Genomic DNA, 16,245 nt, shown 5'->3' with positions numbered 1-16,245 from the left:
TCCCTGCTTGCCGAGGATATGCCAGTTCTGATCTGCACAGCCGCGGTGCGGGATTACCGCGGAAATTAGGCAAAATCGAGAGTTCTCAATACCTGCAAATGATCGAGCCCACCATCAACAGGAACGTATCCAGCCCCTGTTGGGCGGCGCAACGTGGCAGTTGAACACTTGAACCACGCCCGGGAATCGAGGAATCCAGCACTCGTTCCACCGGTGCGCGCGGGTACCGGACACCATTGAATACCATCGCCCGGCTATTCGGGTCCAGGGCGATGCGTGCGCGCTCGCACACCTTCCTCGCACAACGCAAGGGGCGGTGGCCGGCTCCTCCGAGCCGACCACCGCCCTCACCGGGGCCACCGCCCCTCGCCGGACCGCGGTCCGACCGCTACCTCAGAGCGCGCTCTCCCCGCGCATCCACTGCCCGAGCGTCCGCCGCGGGTACCGCACCACCACGTCGCCGCCGCGCACCCGCCCGGTCACGTTCACCCGGAGCTCCGTCGGCTCGTTCCAGGCCGCCTTGGGCACGCGGACCTTGAGGTCGCCCACCCCGACGGCCAGGTCGTGGGTCGCCACCACGATGCCGGGCCTGACCACGATGACCAGGTCACCGCCGATGCTCAGGTAGACGTCGAGGTCGAGCGTGTCGTGAGTGATCACCGCCTGGGTGAAGTCGAGCTTGACGTCGCCCCCGTGCATGCGGACGTCCAGCCGGCGCGGGACCTCCCAGGGCCCGGACCGGCGCAGGGTGCCGAAGCGCTGGTTGATCTCCACGATGTCCTTGCCCGGCGGGCCCGTCCGCACCGGGGGCGCGGGGACGGGCGCGGGCGCGGGGACGACCGGAGCGAGGGGGGCGACCGGCAGATCGCGGGTCAGCCCGGCCAGTTCACCGAAGGTGCGGGCGTTCAGCGCCACCGTGAGGCGCTCGTCGAGTTCCTCGGCCGTGAGCCGGCCGTCCGCCGCGGCGTCGCGGAGGATCTCGACGACCTCGTCCCGGTCGGCGTGCGAAGCCCTGATGTCCTCCGCGGACACGTCCCCGGCCTTGCGACCGTTCGACGCCGTGTCATCCGTCATGTCTCCGGCCTGATCCTTCTCTGGGGAGTCACCTCGAATCGACGGTACATGACACCGGTTTGTCCCTTCGACCGCAAGCGGAACATTCGGCCGTGTTCAACTGGTGGCCCCCGCGCGCCGGACCGGATCCCCGGGCGCCGCCCGGCCCCGAACTCCCGTCTCACGGCGGGGCAGTTGAACGACGCGACGCACGGCGCCTCCCCGCATTACCGTCGGCCGAACGAACCGTCATGCGCAACCTGCCGTCTAAGCCTAGGAAGTGAACGGGGCCATGGAAACGTCGCTGGTGAGTCTTGTCATGGGATCCTTGACGTCCGCGACGGTCGGCGCCGCGGCTCGGCTGGGTGTGGCCGACGCCCTCGCGGACGGACCGGCCACGGCCGCCGAGCTGGCCAAGGCCGTCGACGCGGACCGCGACGCGCTGGTCTCCCTGATGACGGCCCTGACGGCACTGGGGATCTTCGCCCGGGACGAGGACGGCCGCTACACCAACTCGCCCCAGTCCGAGCTGCTCCGCACCGACCACCCCGACTCGATGCGGCACCTGACCGCGCTGCTCTGCGGCCTCTACGCCCAGGCCGCCGCCGGCGGCCTGGCCGAGGCGGTCCGGACCGGCACCTCGGTCATGCCCCACGCCTTCGGCGTGTCGCTCTACGAGTACCTGGAGAAGGACCCCGAGACCGCGCGGATCTTCGACCTCGCGATGCAGGACTGGGCCCGGCCGATCGGCAAGATCCTGGCGGAGCACGTCCCGTTCGAGGACGTCCGCACGGTGATCGACGTCGGCGGCGGCAACGGCACGCTCCTCAAGGCGATCCTCACCGCCCACCCGCACCTCAAGGGCGTCTGCGTGGACCGTCCGGACACCTGTCGGCGGGCCGAGGCCGACCTCCGCGCCTCGGGCGACGCGGACCTCGCCGGGCGACTCACCTACCGCCCCGCCGACATCCTCCGCGAGGTGCCCGAGGGCGGCGACCTCTACATCCTCAAGAACGTCCTCCACGACTGGAGTTCCGAGAGCGGCATCCAGATCCTCGGCAACATCCGCCGCGCCATGAGCGCCGGCGCCGACGGCTCCCCGACCCTCCTGGTCATCGACCCCCTCGCGGAGCACGACTCCGGCGCCGCCTTCCGCAACGTCATCAAGATGATCGTCGGCGAGCCCAACACCCGCGAGCGGACCGAGGCCGACATGCGCCGCGAAGCCGCCGCCGCCGGCCTCCAGGTCGTCTCCCTCACCCCCTGCCCCGCCGACCTCACCGTCACCACCTGCACCCTCGCCTGACCGTCCCCCGGCCTCATCCCCGGCGACACGACGACCACGGCGCGAGCGGAGTGACGGACTCCGGACGCGCTCCGGCAGGAGGCTCCTCGCCGGGCCGGTGCCCCGCGTGGGGGAGCAACTAGACTGGGGGCTCGGTTGGCGAGAGGTCGATCCGCGCACGGACGACGCGTGCGCCCGGGGTGAGGGAAGAGGTGTGCCGTGCCCGATGCGGACTCCGGTGCGTCCACGCTCGCGGCGAAGCTGGACCGGCTGTTCGACGTGGTCCGCCGTCCCGACCGTGAGCCGTACAGCCACGAGGAGGTCGCCCGGGCCTGTCGGGAGGCGACCGGCGAGAGCTTCTCGGCGACGTACCTCTGGCAGCTCCGGACCGGCCGCCGGAACAACCCGACGAAGCGTCACCTCGAAGCGCTGGCGCAGTTCTTCCAGGTGCCGCCGACGTACTTCTTCGACGACCGGCAGAGTGCCAGGATCGCCGAGGAGCTGGCGCTGCTCGGTGCGCTGCGCAACGCGGGCGTACGGGACGTGGCGCTGCGCGCGGTGACGCTCTCCCCCGAAGGGCTCGGCACGATCAGCGACATGATCGAGGCGATCGCCCGCCGCGAGGCCGGCGGCCGGTAGCTGCCGCGACGGCTCCGAGATGGTGAAGCGGATTCCCTCGGCCTTGCCGCGTCCGTAGTATCACCTCCCGGTCGACCGCCAGGGGGGCGAATCGTGGGGTATCCGGGTGGGGTTGAGCAGGGGCTCTGGCAGCGATGTCGGGGGGTCGCGGAGTCGATACCGATTCCGGAACCGTTCGGCATACCGGCGCTGACCGAGGCGCTCGCCGTGCGGCGCGGCAGACCCATCGAACTGATGCCGCTCTCCGGTCCGGAGCACTCGCCGTGCGGCGTGCTGATCACCACCGACCGGGCGGACTACATCGGTTACCCGGCCGACACCACGGCGCTGCACCAGCAGCACATCGTGCTGCACGAGATCGGCCACCTCCTCTGCGGGCACACCGGCGGCCCCGGGGCCGCCCCGGCCGTGTCGCCCGCGCTGACCACGCTGCTGCCGGAGGACCTGGTGCGCCGGGTGCTCGGCCGGTCCGGCTACACGCAGCGGATGGAGCAGGAGGCGGAGCTCGTCGCCTCCCTCGCGTTACAACGCGCGCTGCACCGGCCGCGCTCCACCGCCGTCGGCCAACTCGCCGACCAGGTCGTCCGGTTACGGTACGTGTTCGGCCGGCCGCTGCGGCCCGGCGCGGCCCGCCGTGGGTGACCAGCTGGCCAACGCCGCCGGGTACTTCGCCGGTGCGGTCGCGCTGCTGGGCACGGTCTGGAAGATCCTGATGGACCGGGGACGCCGGTCCGATCCGGCGCTCCACCACGGCTACGCCTGCGGGGCGCTGATCGGCGCGGGGATGGCGGTGAGTGCCCCCGCCACCGGTCCGGCGCTGGCCGCCCTGCTCCCCGATCCGAGCCACCTCACCCTGCTGGCTGACCAGTTGAAGGTCGCGGCCTCCGGCGCGCTGGCCATGATGGCGTACTCCACCCGGCCGGCCGCGGCGGCGCGGCGCGCGGTGCGGCGGCAGGCCGCCCTCACGGCCGGCACCGTCCTGCTGGGCGTCGCCCTCTTCCTCGCCGCCTCGCCCGTCCGACAGGGCGCCGAGGTCGGCGTCGACGCCGCGGGCCGGCCCGTCCTGGCGGCCTACGTCACGTTGTTCGCCCTCCACACCGCGTGGTGCCTGGCGGTCTTCGGCTTCCTGATCGGGCGCTGCGCGCGGTGCCTGCCGCGCGGAGTCCTCCGGCTGGGCCTGCGCCTGATGGCACTGAGCGCGCTCGCGGGCCTGCTGTGGACCGCGGACACCCTGCACGACCTGGCGAACATCCTCGCCACGGGCCACGAGAACGGCGCGGAGAGCAGGGTGTCCGCGCTGGCGGGCGCCGTCTGCGTGACGCTCGGCTTCGCCGGTGCGACCGCGTCCGGCTGGGCGGACTGGGCCGGACGCGTCCGGGCCTGGCACGATCACCGCAGGCTCGGTCCGCTCTGGTCGGCGATGCGGACGGCGCTACCGGAGATCGAACTCGCTGCCCAGACCGGGCTCTTCGGCGGCGCCGGCGGGCCGCGTCGCCGCGACATCCAGTTCGCGCTGTACCGGCGGATCATCGAGATCCGCGACGGCCAGCTCGCCCTCCGTCCCCATCTGCACCCCGAGGTGCGGCACTGGGTGGCGGAGGCCGTCGGCCCCGCCGAAGCGGAGGCGCTGGCGGCCGTGGTGGAGGCAGCCGCCATCGCGGCCGCCCTGGAGGCGGCCCGGGCCGGGCACCGGTTCGCCGGGCACCCCGGCGAGGGGTGCGTGCCCCACCCGGTGGCGGCGGGCATCCACGAGGAGGCGGCCTGGCTGGTCCGGGTGGCCGCCGCCTACACCGGCTCGCCCGCCGTGGCGCACGTCCGCGCCCGGGTGCGCGACGAGCTGGGCCGCGCCGCGCTCCGGCACTGACGGCATGGGGCCGCCCCGCCGCCCGGCGTCTGCGGCGGGGCGGCGGGGCGACATCGGTGGGCGGGGCGACATCGGCGGCCGGGGCGGCATCGGCGGGCCCGCTCAGGAACGGGCCGGATCAGGAACGGGCCTGCTCAGGAACTGGCCCGCTCAGGAACGGCCCCGGCGCAGACCCGGCCCCGCTCAGACCCGGCCCCGCTCAGACCCGGGCCAGCTCAGACCCGGGCCAGGTCGGGCATCAGCTCGTACACCTGCTCCGCGGACCCGGGGTCGGCCTCCAGGCAGGCGAGCAGGTCGGCCCTGGCGGTGTCCGCCCGGTCGAGCCCGATCAGGCAACGGGCCCGCTGCAAGCGGGCGTCCACGTCCTCGGTCGCGCCGAGCACCTCGTCGAGCAGCCCGAGGGCCTCGCCGTAGCGTCCGGCGTCGTGGTGGACCACGGCCAGGTTGAACCGCATGCCCGGGTCCGCCGAGAGCTCGACCGCACGGGCCAGGTCGGCACTCGCGCCGTCCAGGTCGCCCTCCTCGTAGCGGAGTTCGCCGAGCAGGGCCCACGCCTGGGCGTACTCGGGGTCGGCGGCGAGCGCGGCCCGCCAGGCCTCGGACGCCGCCGCGGGGTCGCCCTCGGCCGCCAGCAGCTGACCCTTCAGGCACAGGAGTTGCGGGCTGTCCGGAGTCGCCGCCAATCCGGTCCCGACCTCGCCCAGGGCGCGTTCGTGCTCGCCCGCCTCGAACAGCAGGGCGGCCCGGTTGAGCCGGGCGTCGGCGAACGCCGGGTCGAGCTCCAGTACGTAGCCGAAGTCCGCCGCGGCCGCCTCGGTCTCGCCGAGCTCGGCCAGCACGTCGGCCCGGTTGAAGTACGCCTCCGGGAAGGGCGGCGACAGCCGGATGGCGCGGTCGTAGTCGGCCAGCGCCTGCTCCGGACTGCCGAGGTCGCGCCAGAGCATGCCCCGGTCGAAGTAGTACTCGGCGTAGTTGGGGTCGCACTCGATCACCGCCGTGTAGTCGGCGACGGCGTCGGTGTGGCGGCCGAGGCCCGCGTACACCTGCGCGCGGTTGTAGCGCAGCACGGAGCGGTGCAGCGCGTGCTCGTGCTCCTCCAGGGTCTCGTCGAGCCGGGCGATGCAGGCGTCGAGCAGCTCCAACGCGGCGTCCAGGCGGCCCTGGTGGACCTCGATCAGCGCGAGGCCGTTGCGGTTGAACACGACCCGCGCCTCCCGCTCCTTGGGTTCGGGGTGCCACTTCGCGAAGGCGATCGCCTGGTTGACCCAGCTCCGGGCCAGCTGGTGGTCGCGCCGGTCGGCGCCGAAGTGCCGGGTGTGGAGCATGGCCGTGGCGTACGCGGCCTGCATGTGGACCTCGGGCGAGGAGCTGAGCGCCCGGGCCTCGTCGTACAGCGGCAGCGCCTGCTCGGCAAGGCCGAGCGCGGCGAAGGAGGTGGTCATCTTGGTGGTGAAGGCCCACCAGTGGGTGGGGTGGCTCTCGTGGGTGACCAGCCGCCGGCCGCGCTCGCCGAGGTCCAGGACGGCGTGGTAGTAGCCGAGGTCCATGCAGTGGTCGAGCGCGTGGCGCAGCGTGTCCGCCCCGACGCCGGACGGGTCGCTGCCGTGCTCCGCGTGCCAGGCGATGGCGCCGAGCCGCAGCGAGGACTCCCCGGCCGTCTCCAGCTCGGCCCGTCGCAGGTCGTGCAGCCGGGCGCGCTCGGTGGGCGGCAGGGCCAGGTAGGCGGCGAGCTCGTCCGGGTCGTCGCCCACGCCGTCCCCGGCGATGTGCCGGCGGCCGAGCGCGGCGGCCGACGGCGTCCCGGCCGGGCCTCCTTCGCTCACCGCACCCGCCGGCCGCCCCTCGCCCGGCGCGCCGCCCTCCCCCGCCGGGGCGACCACCGAGGCCACCACCGGGCCGACCACCGTGCAGTACGCGGCCAGCGCGGTCGGCAGGTCCTCGCTGCCGAGGCCGGCCGGGCTCGCGGGCGGCTCGGCGCCGGTGGTGACCACCACGGTGAGCAGCGCGGGATCGACGCGCCGCAGCAGGACGGCGAGGAACTCGGCGTCCGTGGGATCGGCCGCGTGGGCGTCGTCGACGATCAGCGTGCGCGGGGCGGAACCGGCCGCGCGCAGGTACGCCTCCAGGAACTCGACCAGGCCGTGGGCGATCCGCAGGGTGCGCAGCGCCGAGTAGAAGCGGGTGCGCTCCTTGGGCACCGCGAGCGAGGTCAGCGTCTCCCGGGTGGCCGGCACCAGGTCGCGCAGCTCCGGGGTGGTGGAGAGGATCTCGATGTCGTGCCCGGTGACGGCCTCGGGGCAGCGGGCGAGCGCGTCCGGGACGATCGCCCGCAGGATCGAGCCGACGGCCGTGTAGGGCCCCCGGAGCCGGCGGTTGGCGTTCACCAGGGCGAGCACGGGCGGCAGGTCGAGCCGCTCGCGGGCGTCGGCGCGGGCGGGACGCCCGGCGGCGCGGACCCAGTAGTGGCGGTGCTCGGCCATGACACAGCTGCCTTTCGTGCGGTGGCGCAGGAGAGAGGGGTCGGTTCGGGCGTCGGGCCGGGGCGGCGAGCCGCGCACGGGCGGGGGCGGGCGTCAGGCCGAGGCGGCGGCCCGCCGCTCGCGGGCGGCGAGCACGAGGACGGCCACCGTCTGCGCGGCGCTGAGCAGCATCAGGGCGAGCGAGTCGAGCCGGCCGGCGAGCGAGGCCTGGCCGGTCAGCCGCAGCCACATGTCGTGCAGCAGCCGGTAGGCCGTCGGCACGACGACCCCGGCGAACATCGTGAGCGTGAACACGTAGCCCACCAGCATCAGCCAGGCGTACCAGCGCGCGACCCGGCGGTCCACCGGGTGGTGGACGGACAGGTCCAGCGGCGGCCGTCCGGTGCCGCGCCGAACGGCGTTGCGCAGCACGTCGGCCGCGGCGGCGTGCAGGTTCACGCAGCCCAGGATGGTGCTGAGCAGGACGTAGAGGTCGGTCCGCAGGTAGAAGAACCCCTGCCAGGCGAGGCGCAGTACGGTGGCGTAGGCCATCGCGAGGCAGATCGACGCGACGACGGCGTTCGCGTCACGGGTCAGGTCCGCGACGAGGGTGAGCACGGCGATCGCCAGGGTGTCGGCCAGCATGCCGGCCATGATGGGCAGGTAGCGCTTCCGGCGCTCCACGCCGACCAGCCCGTCGAGGGAGGTCTCCAGGACCAGGTAGACGAGCCGGCGTCCGACCGAGAGCCGCGAGCGCAGGCCGAGCCGGCGTCCGGCCAGCGCGTGGAAGGCCTCGTGCAGGGCGAGCAGCGGCACCTGGCCGACGAACAGCATCAGCACGACGAGGGTGTAGGACGAGCTGAAGAAGATGTGGTCGACGCGCGGGACCAGCCGGGGCACCCGGATCATCTCGGCGACGGCGAGGGCCGTCACGAGTGCGTAGCCGACGAAGGCCGGTCGGCTGAACACCAGCCGGCCCAGCCGCTGCCAGCGCACCGGGGTACCACCGCCCGCCGGTCCGTCCGGTCCCGCCGGTTCCCCGGCGGAGCGGACGAGGTCGAGCTCGACGAGGGCCTCGACCAGGTCGGCGATGTCGACGCTCTCGCCGTGCGCGGCCTCGTAGCGTTCGGCGGCCTCGCGGGGCGTGCGGCCGTCGGCCAGCATCCGGACCAGTTCGGCGCCGTCGGGCGGGAAGACGGCGTAGGTGTCGGTCTCCGGGCTGCCGATGGTGACTTCGTCGGCCTCCTGCAGATAGACGAGGCGACGCAGTGGCACCGCACGGTCCAGGTCGACGCCCGGGGCGGCGGAGCCGCTGTCCGTGGAGGAGTGCACGGATCCTCCTGCGGGAGGTAGGCGGAGGGGCGAGGCGGAGCGGTGCCGGCCGGCACGTGGGTCCGGCCGGCACCGTGTGCCCCGTGCCCGGGGGGATGGATCAGTTCTGCACGGCGCAGGACCACGGCAGGTACAGCGCACGGGCCGCGCTGGTGAGGCGAACCGGGCCGGCCTTGCGGACGACGATCTTCTTCATGGCACACACCTCCTTCGATGACTGGCTGGCAACAACGCCATCAGCTGAAATGAATGACTATGGGTCAGTCGTCCACACCAGCTCGGCGATGGGCCAAGAGTGGTGAAGTTGTGCCGATCGTGTCAAGGGACCGGACTCGACTGGCCGGAACGGTGGAGAAGGCCGTCGGACGGCCCGCCCACCCGGCCCCGCAGGCCACCTCCGACCCGCCCGCCGCCGCTGGCCACCCGGCGTGACCGGGACCGCCCGGCCGGTTCGCCGGACGCCCCCCGGGGCGCAGTGCGCGGGGGCGCACGACGGCGCATCGAGCGTGTACACCGCACTGTTGCCAAGAGATGTCTGAATCGTGTCCCAAACCGCGCCGCTCTTCCCGCGATCACCTTGCCGACCTGCCCGTTCGCCGTACGGCCCGGGCACCGCCGACTCCTCGCGGAGATGTCACACCAGCCTCGTGAATCCCTCCAGCACCACATCGCTCCCGTCGCGAGAAATTCGGCCAAATTCCTCCTCCGGCAGGTCTACGATCTCCCAACGTCGGAGCGGATCAAGACGGTTGGTGAGGACCAGGAGGTGACATGGGTCTGCTCGGCGGCGACCAGCCCTTCGCCCGAACACTCACCGCCCACGATCTCGAAGCCCTGGTCTCGCTCGGGGCCGAGCGGACGTTCCGGCCGGAGCAGCACCTGCTCTCCGAGGGCGACCGGTCCACGCACGTCCTGCTGGTGCTGGCCGGCTGGTCCATGGTCTTCACGGCCATCGACCGGGGGGCGACCCGGCTCGTGCTCGGCCTGCGCGGACCGGGTGAACTCATCGGCGAGCTGGCCGCGTTGGACCAGCGACCGCGCAGTGCGACGGTCCAGGCGCTCGGGCCCGTCAAGACCCTGGTGATCCCCGGCGACAGCTTCCGCCGGTTCCTGGCCGAAAGCCCCCGGGTCGGCAGCCAGGTGATGACCCAACTGGCCTCCCGGCTGAGGGACTCGGACCGCGAACGGTCCGCGCTCGCCTCGCTCACCGTGGTCCAGCGACTCGCCCGCCGCCTGGTGGAGCTCTCCGGCACCGACGCCACCTCCCGGCCGGGCCGGGACGGCGCCGCCGCGGTCGTCCACCTCGCCCAGGAGGACCTCGCCGCGACCGTCGGCGCCACCCGCGAGGCGGTGGCCAAGGCGCTCAGACTCCTGCGCGACCAGGGCCTGGTGCGCACCGGCACCCGGCAGGTCGAGATCCTCGCCCCCGCCCCGCTGCTGCTGCTCGCGCGGGGACCGGCCGAGCAGCGGCCGGAGGCGCGACGGCGCACATGAGGCGCGGCCGGGCGTCACCGCACGGCGCATGTAAACGGTCACAGACAACCCGGCGCGCGGCAGGCAATCCTGACGGTGTGGCAGAGACAACCATGGGGGTGGACGTGGACGACCAGGCAGTCGACGCGGTGTACGAGCTGGTCGTGGGCGTGGACGTCCGGCGGTCCGGGTCCTACGACGACCAGGGCAAGACCCGGATGCGCCGGCAGCTCTACGCCGTCCTCGACCGGGCGTTCGCCCGGGCCGGGGTGCCGGCCCGGCTCGTCCACCGCGAGGACCGCGGCGACGGCATCCTGGCGGCCATCGCCTCGACCGTCCCGCCGGCCCGGATCATCGGCGTCTGGGTGGCCGAGGTGCACGAGCAGCTGCGCCAGGACAACCGCGACCTGCGGATGCCGCTCGGGCTCCGGATCGGCCTGCACGTCGGCCCCGTCACGCACGACGCCCAGGGGATCAGCGGCCACGCCGTCGACCTCGCCTGCCGGCTCACCGACTCGGACGCCGCACGCCGGCTGCTCGAACGCGACCGGGCCGACCTGGTGGTGGTCGTCTCCGACTCCCTGTACCGGGAGGTCGTCTGCCACGGCGGCCGCTTCGTCGACCCCGAGCACTACGCTCCGGCGCGACTGCGGCTCAAGGACGGCGGGGTGCACGCCTGGCTCCGGCTGCCGGGCAGGCCACGGCCCGTCCCGGTACCCGAGGGCGGCGGCACGTCCGCCGAGGGGCCGCCCGCCGACGAGCCGACCACAGGGGAGCCGGCTCGCGGCGGGACGGCCGACGGCGGCACGACGGGCGCACCGGACCACGCGGCCGGGAGCGCCCCGCACCGGACCGAGCCCCGCCCCGGGCCCGCCGCGGACCCGGTCGCCACCGGTCTGCCCCACGGCACCACCGTCGCCGGGGACCTCTCGGTGCACCACGACAACACGTACCAGGCGCCGGTCCACATCGGCCGCACCACCGAGGGAGACCGCCGTGGCTGAGCCCGCCGGCACCACCGAGGCACCCGCCGAGCGCAGGGCGGAGGAGCCGCGCGAGCGCGCCGCCCGGCGGCCGGAGCCCCGCCCGGAGCCCCGGGCCGGCGGGCCCGAGAACCGCGGGCACCACGACCGCGGCCGCGAGCCGGGCGACCGGGACCGCCGCGGTGAGCACCGCCCCGGGCGCGACCGCGCCGACCGGGAGCGCCCCGGGCCGGACCGCCCCGAGCGGGACCGCGGGCCGCAGCCGCCGGCCGGCGACGAGCCGGTGCGCACCGGGGACGAGCCACCGCGCGCCGAGGCCGACCGGGAGGAGCCGGGGCGCGCCGAACAGGACGGCGAGGAGCAGGAGCGCTCCGAACGCGAGCGCGCCGCCGGCCGCTTCCGCGAACGCAGCCGCGACCGCCTCCTGGACGAGCAGGAGGACGAGGGCGGCGCCGCCACCGGGATGGCCGCCACCTCCCGCGCCCACCGCTCGGCCCGGTCCTCCTACCAGGTCGGCGGCGACCACAACCTCTTCGACCGCTCGGTGTTCCACCGCGCCCACATCGGCGACGTCCACCTCAGCCTGGACGGCCGGCAGGCGGTCGGCGCGGTCAGCGGCCCGGTGCCGGAGGCGGAACTGCGCCGGGTCCGCCGGATCTACCGCGAGCCGGAGGGGTACGTGGGCCTCCAGCGGGCGCTGCGCCGCCAGCGCGTGCTGGTGCTCGCCGCCGCCCCGGGCACCGGCCGGACGTGCACCGCGCTGGCGCTGCTCGACGAACTGACCCAGGCGGGCCCCGCGCAGCCCGCGGCCGGGGCGGAGCCCGGCGGGGCGGCCGGCGAGAAGCCGCCCGCCCGGGTCTCCCGGATCGCGCCGGACACCCGGGTGCCCCGGCTGACCACCGTGGTCGCCGAGGGCGAGGACCGCGACCGCGGCTACCTGCTCGAACTCCCGTCCGGCGGGGGACGCACGGTACTGCCGCCCGACGAGTTCGAACTCGACGCGCTCGCCGCTGCCCTCGTCGCCCGGGACTCCTTCGCGGTCCTGGTGGTCGCCGCCGGCCCCGCCGCCGCCCCGCTGCTCGCCGGGCGGTACGGCCTGATCTGCCCGCCGGCGCCCACCGAGGAACTGCTCCGGGCCCGGCTGGCCGAGCGCCTCGCGGCGGAGCCCGCCGGGGCGGGCGGCGAGCACCCGGACGCGGAGTCCGACGCCGGGTCCGCGGCAGGGTCCACCGGGTACACCGGGTCCACCGGGTCCACCGGGTCCGCAGCAGGGTCCACCGGGGAGCCGTTCCGGACCGACCCCGACGCGTTCGGGCGTGCCGAGGAACTGGTCGACGACCCGGAGGTGCGCGCCGCCGTCGGCCTGGAGGACCTCCGCCCCGCCGAGGCCGAGCTGCTCGCCGACCTGGTCTCCGCCCACGTGCTCGGCCGGCTCACCCGCCAGGACCTGCTGGACGGCTGCGCCAGCCTCGCCCCGCAGCAGGCCCAGCAGTGGTTCGCGGGCGCCGACCGCGAGATCGCCGACACCGCCGGGGACCACGGACGCTCGGCCGCCACCGTGCTGCACCCCACCGCGTCCCGGATCGCCCTCGCCGTCCTGAACGGCTCGGCGCACAGCACCGTCGCGGAGGCCGCGCACCTGCTCACCTGGGAGTTCGCGGTCGCCCGCGATCCCGCCAACGCGCCCGCCCGGCCGCTGTTCTGCGACGACCCGGCCTCCGACCTCGCCTTCCTGCGGGCCGAGTTGACCGACGGCGAGGTCGAGACGGCCGGTGTCGGCGCACCCGCCCGGGTCGTCCGCTACCGGGGTGCCGCCCTGCCCGCCGCCGTCCTCGCCGAGGTCTGGGACCGCCACCACCCGGCCCGCGAACCGGTGATCCGCTGGATGCGGCTGCTCGCCGACGACCCGCGCCCCGAGGTCTGGGTCCGGGCCGCGCTGGCCTCGGGCGAGCTGTGCTCCCGGGACTTCGCCACCGGCTACGAGAAGCTGGTCCGCCCGATGGCCACCGCCCCCGCCACCCAGCGCCGCGCCTTCGCGGCGACCGTGCTCGACCAGACCGCCCGGCACGAGAGCCACCGGCCCGCCGTCCGGGCCCTGGTCCGGGACTGGACGAGGTCCGACTCGGTGCGGCTGCGCTGGACCGCCGCGATGGCCCTCGGCTTCGGCCACATCGCCCCGGTGGAGGAGGCGCTGGACCGGCTGGCCCGGATCGGCACCGACGAGCACGACGACCAGGCGCCGCTCGTCTCGCACAGCGCCGTCCGGCTGCTGTCCGGCCCCGACGACCGCGCGGTCCTGCGCCGGATCGCCGACTGGACGGCCGACCGCCGCGTGCCGCACCAGGACCTGGGGCTGCTCACCATCGTCCGGCTGGCGGTGACCACGGTCGGCGAGGTCTGGGACGGCGAGGCCTCGCCGGACCTCGCGGACCACCTGGACTGGCCGCTGCCGCTGGCCCTCGCCGTGACCCGGCCGGACCGGGTCCGGGCCCTGGCCGACCTGATGTGGACGGCGCTGCGCACCCCGCGCTCCCACGAGGCCGCCACGGACTGCCTGGAGTACTGGTTGCGCGGGGCCGTCCCCGAGGAGGACGGCGGCCTGGAGGGCGGGCCGGACACCCGGCGGGGCCTGGCCGCGCTGCTGCCGTCACTGCTCGGCGGGGACCGCGAACGGCAACTCCTGGACTGGTTGTTGCGCCGGATGATGAAGGATCCCGACGCCCCGCTGGACAAGGCGGCGGCCCGCCGCCTCTGGCACCTCGCCACCGAGGGCCGCCCCGCCCCCGAGGCCCGGCCCGCCCCCGTCGGCCGTCCGGACCGGAGCCGCCCCGCCCCCGACCCGAACCGCACGGACCGGCGGCACACGGACGAACAGCGCACGGACCGGCAGCGCAGGGACACCGAGGAGGACGAACGATGACGGACGACCCGAAGGCGGGCCGGAAGTCCCCCGGCCGGGGCGGCGCCTCCTCGGTGCACCCGGCAGGCCCGCTGCTCAAGGAGTACCCGCGCCCGGAGGGCGGCCTCCCGCAGCCCGGTGCCGGCGTCGCCCAGGTGCTCTTCTACCGCAACGGCGGCCACAGCATCATCACCGCCCGGGGCAGCGAGCACGTCGGCCGCCCGTTCATGGCCCGCCCGGTGACGGTCTGCGAGGTGGCGCGGGGCACCCATATGACCCGGGTGTCGCTGCAGGTCCCGGCCGCGGGCGGCACCACCTTCTTCGAGGTCGAGGCCGACATCCAGTGGACGGTCACCGACTACCTCAAGGTGGTGGACGAGCAGGTCACCAACGTCGCCGTCCGGCTGCGGGCCCCGCTCACCGAGCGCCTGCGCGGGGTCTGCGCGGGCTACCCGATCACCGCCGCGACCGAGGCCGACCGCGCCGTCAAGTCCGCCTGCCGCAACGGCCAGTGGGACGACCTGGGCTACGACCTCGGCCTGCGGGCCGAGTTGTACATCCGCTTCACGGTGGACCGCAAGGCGATCGCGCAGGCCGAGCAGGTCCGGGACGACGACCACCGGGGGACGATGGCCGAGCGGGAGCACGCGCACGACCTGGCCGGCGAACACCACAGCGGCGAACTGCTCCAGCTGCGGATGCAGAAGTTCCGGGTGATGCTCGAAGGCGGCGAGTGGAGCCAGATCTGCTTCATGCTCGCCGACAACCCGGCGGAGGCCCGGGCCTTCATGGAGCTGCTGCGCCAGGAGGCCCGCCAGGACCGGCGCGAACTCCTCGACCACACCCTGGACCTGGTCGAGAAGGGGGTGATCCAGTCCGCCGAACTGGAGAGCCAGGTCCGGGAGCTGCTGGGCACCGGGGCGTACCGGGTGGAGGGCAGCTTCGGCCGACCGCCGGTGCGGCCCGCACCGCCGCGCCGCGAGCTGCCGCCCGGCCGGCAGCACGACGACGGCCCGGACGACCGCTGGGACGAGCACCGGGACGACCGGTCGGACCGGTCGAACCGCCGGCACGATCGCGACGGCAGCCGAAACGACGACCGGAACGACGACCGTAAGGACGACCGGAACAGCGACCGGAACGACGGCTGGAACGACAGCTGGAACGACAGCCGGTGGGACGAGCGCCGCAGCAGCTGGGACGACCGGTCGGACCGCCACGACGACAACCGCCGCGACGGCCACCGGAGCGACGGCCACCGGAGCGACACCAACCGGAGCGAGCGCCACCGGAACGACCGCCGGGACGATCGGATCACCAGGGCGGACGGCCCCGGCGACACCCGGCACGAAGGGGCCGCGCACCGGAACGACCGCCGTACGGAGCAGCGCGAGAACCGGTGGTCCGAGCCGGACGACCGCCGAACCGACCGGACGGACCGTCCGGGCGGCCAACGCCCCTACACGCCCTCCTGGTTGGAGGCCGACCCGGCTCCGCCGCAGCGGCCCGCCGCCGACACCCGGCTTCGACGCCGGCCCAGCGAGGCCTTCGACGACTGGGAACCCGCCCCGGCCCGCGACGCCCCCGGGCCCCGGACCGGCTCCCCGCGCACCGACGATCACGGCCCGGACCGCGACCGCGACCGCGACCGCGACTGGGGCCGGCGCCGCGATCACGCCCCCGACCACGCCCCCGACGACGCCCGCGACGACGACCGGCCCTGGTCGCCGAACGGCGGGTGGTGAGCCGTGCCCGACCCCCGCACCACCACCGTGCCCCCGATACCGCCCCCCGCCGCCACCTCGACCACGTCCCCGACCCCGACCGCATCCCCGATCCCGTCCCCGCAGGCACCCGCCCCCGACGAGGCCCGCTTCGTCGCGGACCGCCTGCTGGCCGCCGTCCGCGAGGACATCGGCCGGGCCGACACCAAGGCCTCGATCCTGCTCACCGCCGCCCTCGGCCTGCCGGCCCTGCTGCTCGGCCGCAGCTGGCCGGACGGCCGGCCCACCGGCCTCGCCGCCGTCCTGCTCGCCCTCGGCGGCGCGCTCTGGGCGGCCGGAGCCGTGGCGCTGGTGCGGGCGATCCTGCCCCGCACCGGCACCCAGCGCGATCACGAGGGCGTCACCTACTTCGGTGACCTGCTGCCGGCCGTGGGCCGGGCGGCGCTGGCCGACCGGGTCCACTGGCGGCGTGCGTACGCCATCCTCTTCGACGACGAGGAGGACGATCCGCCGCCCGACCCCGCTGCCGAAACC

The 16,245-nt window shown here is 75.0% G+C and carries 12 protein-coding genes; 9 read left to right on the top strand and 3 right to left on the bottom strand.

The genetic code is table 11. The annotated features are described in order from the left end of the window. Positions 1-393 precede the first annotated feature (393 nt). On the bottom strand, positions 394-1,074 hold the full coding sequence (locus ACFWA9_RS01580; protein WP_329490239.1) for a DUF1707 domain-containing protein: 681 nt from the start codon (positions 1,072-1,074) through the stop codon (positions 394-396). Positions 1,075-1,345: 271 nt separating this feature from the next. On the opposite strand from ACFWA9_RS01580, the gene ACFWA9_RS01575 reads away from it, so the two are divergent. From ACFWA9_RS01575 to ACFWA9_RS01560, 4 genes are all read left to right on the top strand, one after another. After that, on the top strand, positions 1,346-2,359 hold the full coding sequence (locus ACFWA9_RS01575; RefSeq protein ID WP_352291834.1) for a methyltransferase: 1,014 nt from the start codon (positions 1,346-1,348) through the stop codon (positions 2,357-2,359). A gap of 198 nt (positions 2,360-2,557) precedes the next feature. After that, a complete protein-coding gene (locus ACFWA9_RS01570) occupies positions 2,558-2,977 on the top strand; it encodes an XRE family transcriptional regulator (protein WP_329490229.1) in 420 nt (139 codons plus the stop codon). A 234-nt stretch (positions 2,978-3,211) separates the two neighbouring features. After that, on the top strand, positions 3,212-3,619 hold the full coding sequence (locus ACFWA9_RS01565) for a ParH-like protein (RefSeq protein ID WP_380382303.1): 408 nt from the start codon (positions 3,212-3,214) through the stop codon (positions 3,617-3,619). Next, positions 3,612-4,841, top strand: a complete 1,230-nt coding sequence (locus ACFWA9_RS01560; RefSeq protein WP_380382301.1) for an MAB_1171c family putative transporter — start codon at positions 3,612-3,614, stop codon at positions 4,839-4,841. The genes ACFWA9_RS01565 and ACFWA9_RS01560 overlap by 8 nt, the downstream gene beginning before the upstream one ends. A gap of 215 nt (positions 4,842-5,056) precedes the next feature. On the opposite strand, the gene ACFWA9_RS01555 is transcribed toward ACFWA9_RS01560, so the two are convergent. Beyond that, complete coding sequence (locus ACFWA9_RS01555) at positions 5,057-7,321, bottom strand: tetratricopeptide repeat protein (protein ID WP_380382299.1); 2,265 nt, start codon at positions 7,319-7,321, stop codon at positions 5,057-5,059. A 93-nt stretch (positions 7,322-7,414) separates the two neighbouring features. Next, positions 7,415-8,632: a hypothetical protein gene (locus tag ACFWA9_RS01550; RefSeq protein ID WP_380382297.1), complete on the bottom strand. Its 1,218-nt coding sequence runs from the start codon at positions 8,630-8,632 to the stop codon at positions 7,415-7,417. Positions 8,633-9,403: 771 nt separating this feature from the next. On the opposite strand from ACFWA9_RS01550, the gene ACFWA9_RS01545 reads away from it, so the two are divergent. The 5 genes from ACFWA9_RS01545 to ACFWA9_RS01525 form a co-directional block, all read left to right on the top strand. Beyond that, a complete protein-coding gene (locus ACFWA9_RS01545; protein WP_329490224.1) occupies positions 9,404-10,126 on the top strand; it encodes a Crp/Fnr family transcriptional regulator in 723 nt (240 codons plus the stop codon). Positions 10,127-10,203: 77 nt separating this feature from the next. Continuing rightward, complete coding sequence (locus ACFWA9_RS01540; RefSeq protein WP_359837068.1) at positions 10,204-11,109, top strand: hypothetical protein; 906 nt, start codon at positions 10,204-10,206, stop codon at positions 11,107-11,109. After that, positions 11,102-14,008 (top strand): hypothetical protein, encoded by a 2,907-nt coding sequence (locus tag ACFWA9_RS01535; protein ID WP_380382295.1) that lies wholly within the window; start codon positions 11,102-11,104, stop codon positions 14,006-14,008. The genes ACFWA9_RS01540 and ACFWA9_RS01535 overlap by 8 nt, the downstream gene beginning before the upstream one ends. Then, complete coding sequence (locus ACFWA9_RS01530) at positions 14,005-15,732, top strand: hypothetical protein (RefSeq protein WP_380382293.1); 1,728 nt, start codon at positions 14,005-14,007, stop codon at positions 15,730-15,732. The genes ACFWA9_RS01535 and ACFWA9_RS01530 overlap by 4 nt, the downstream gene beginning before the upstream one ends. 3 nt (positions 15,733-15,735) lie before the next feature. Further along, positions 15,736-16,245, top strand: a 510-nt coding sequence (locus tag ACFWA9_RS01525; protein WP_380382291.1) for a Pycsar system effector family protein, incomplete at its 3' end; no start/stop codon positions are given.

The organism is Kitasatospora sp. NPDC059973 (genome assembly GCF_042737525.1).
Lineage (GTDB): Bacteria > Actinomycetota > Actinomycetes > Streptomycetales > Streptomycetaceae > Kitasatospora.
Note: the sequence above shows the minus strand (reverse complement) of the source record. Positions and strands in the feature narration are given on the sequence as shown.

Bases quoted from the DNA above. Each gene is read 5' to 3' on its own strand.
- ACFWA9_RS01530 (WP_380382293.1), top strand. From the start codon at position 14,005: ATGACGGACGACCCGAAGGCGGGCCGGAAGTCCCCCGGCCGGGGCGGC.
- ACFWA9_RS01580 (WP_329490239.1), bottom strand. From the start codon at position 1,074: ATGACGGATGACACGGCGTCGAACGGTCGCAAGGCCGGGGACGTGTCC.
- ACFWA9_RS01555 (WP_380382299.1), bottom strand. From the start codon at position 7,321: ATGGCCGAGCACCGCCACTACTGGGTCCGCGCCGCCGGGCGTCCCGCC.
- ACFWA9_RS01545 (WP_329490224.1), top strand. From the start codon at position 9,404: ATGGGTCTGCTCGGCGGCGACCAGCCCTTCGCCCGAACACTCACCGCC.
- ACFWA9_RS01565 (WP_380382303.1), top strand. From the start codon at position 3,212: ATGCCGCTCTCCGGTCCGGAGCACTCGCCGTGCGGCGTGCTGATCACC.
- ACFWA9_RS01575 (WP_352291834.1), top strand. From the start codon at position 1,346: ATGGAAACGTCGCTGGTGAGTCTTGTCATGGGATCCTTGACGTCCGCG.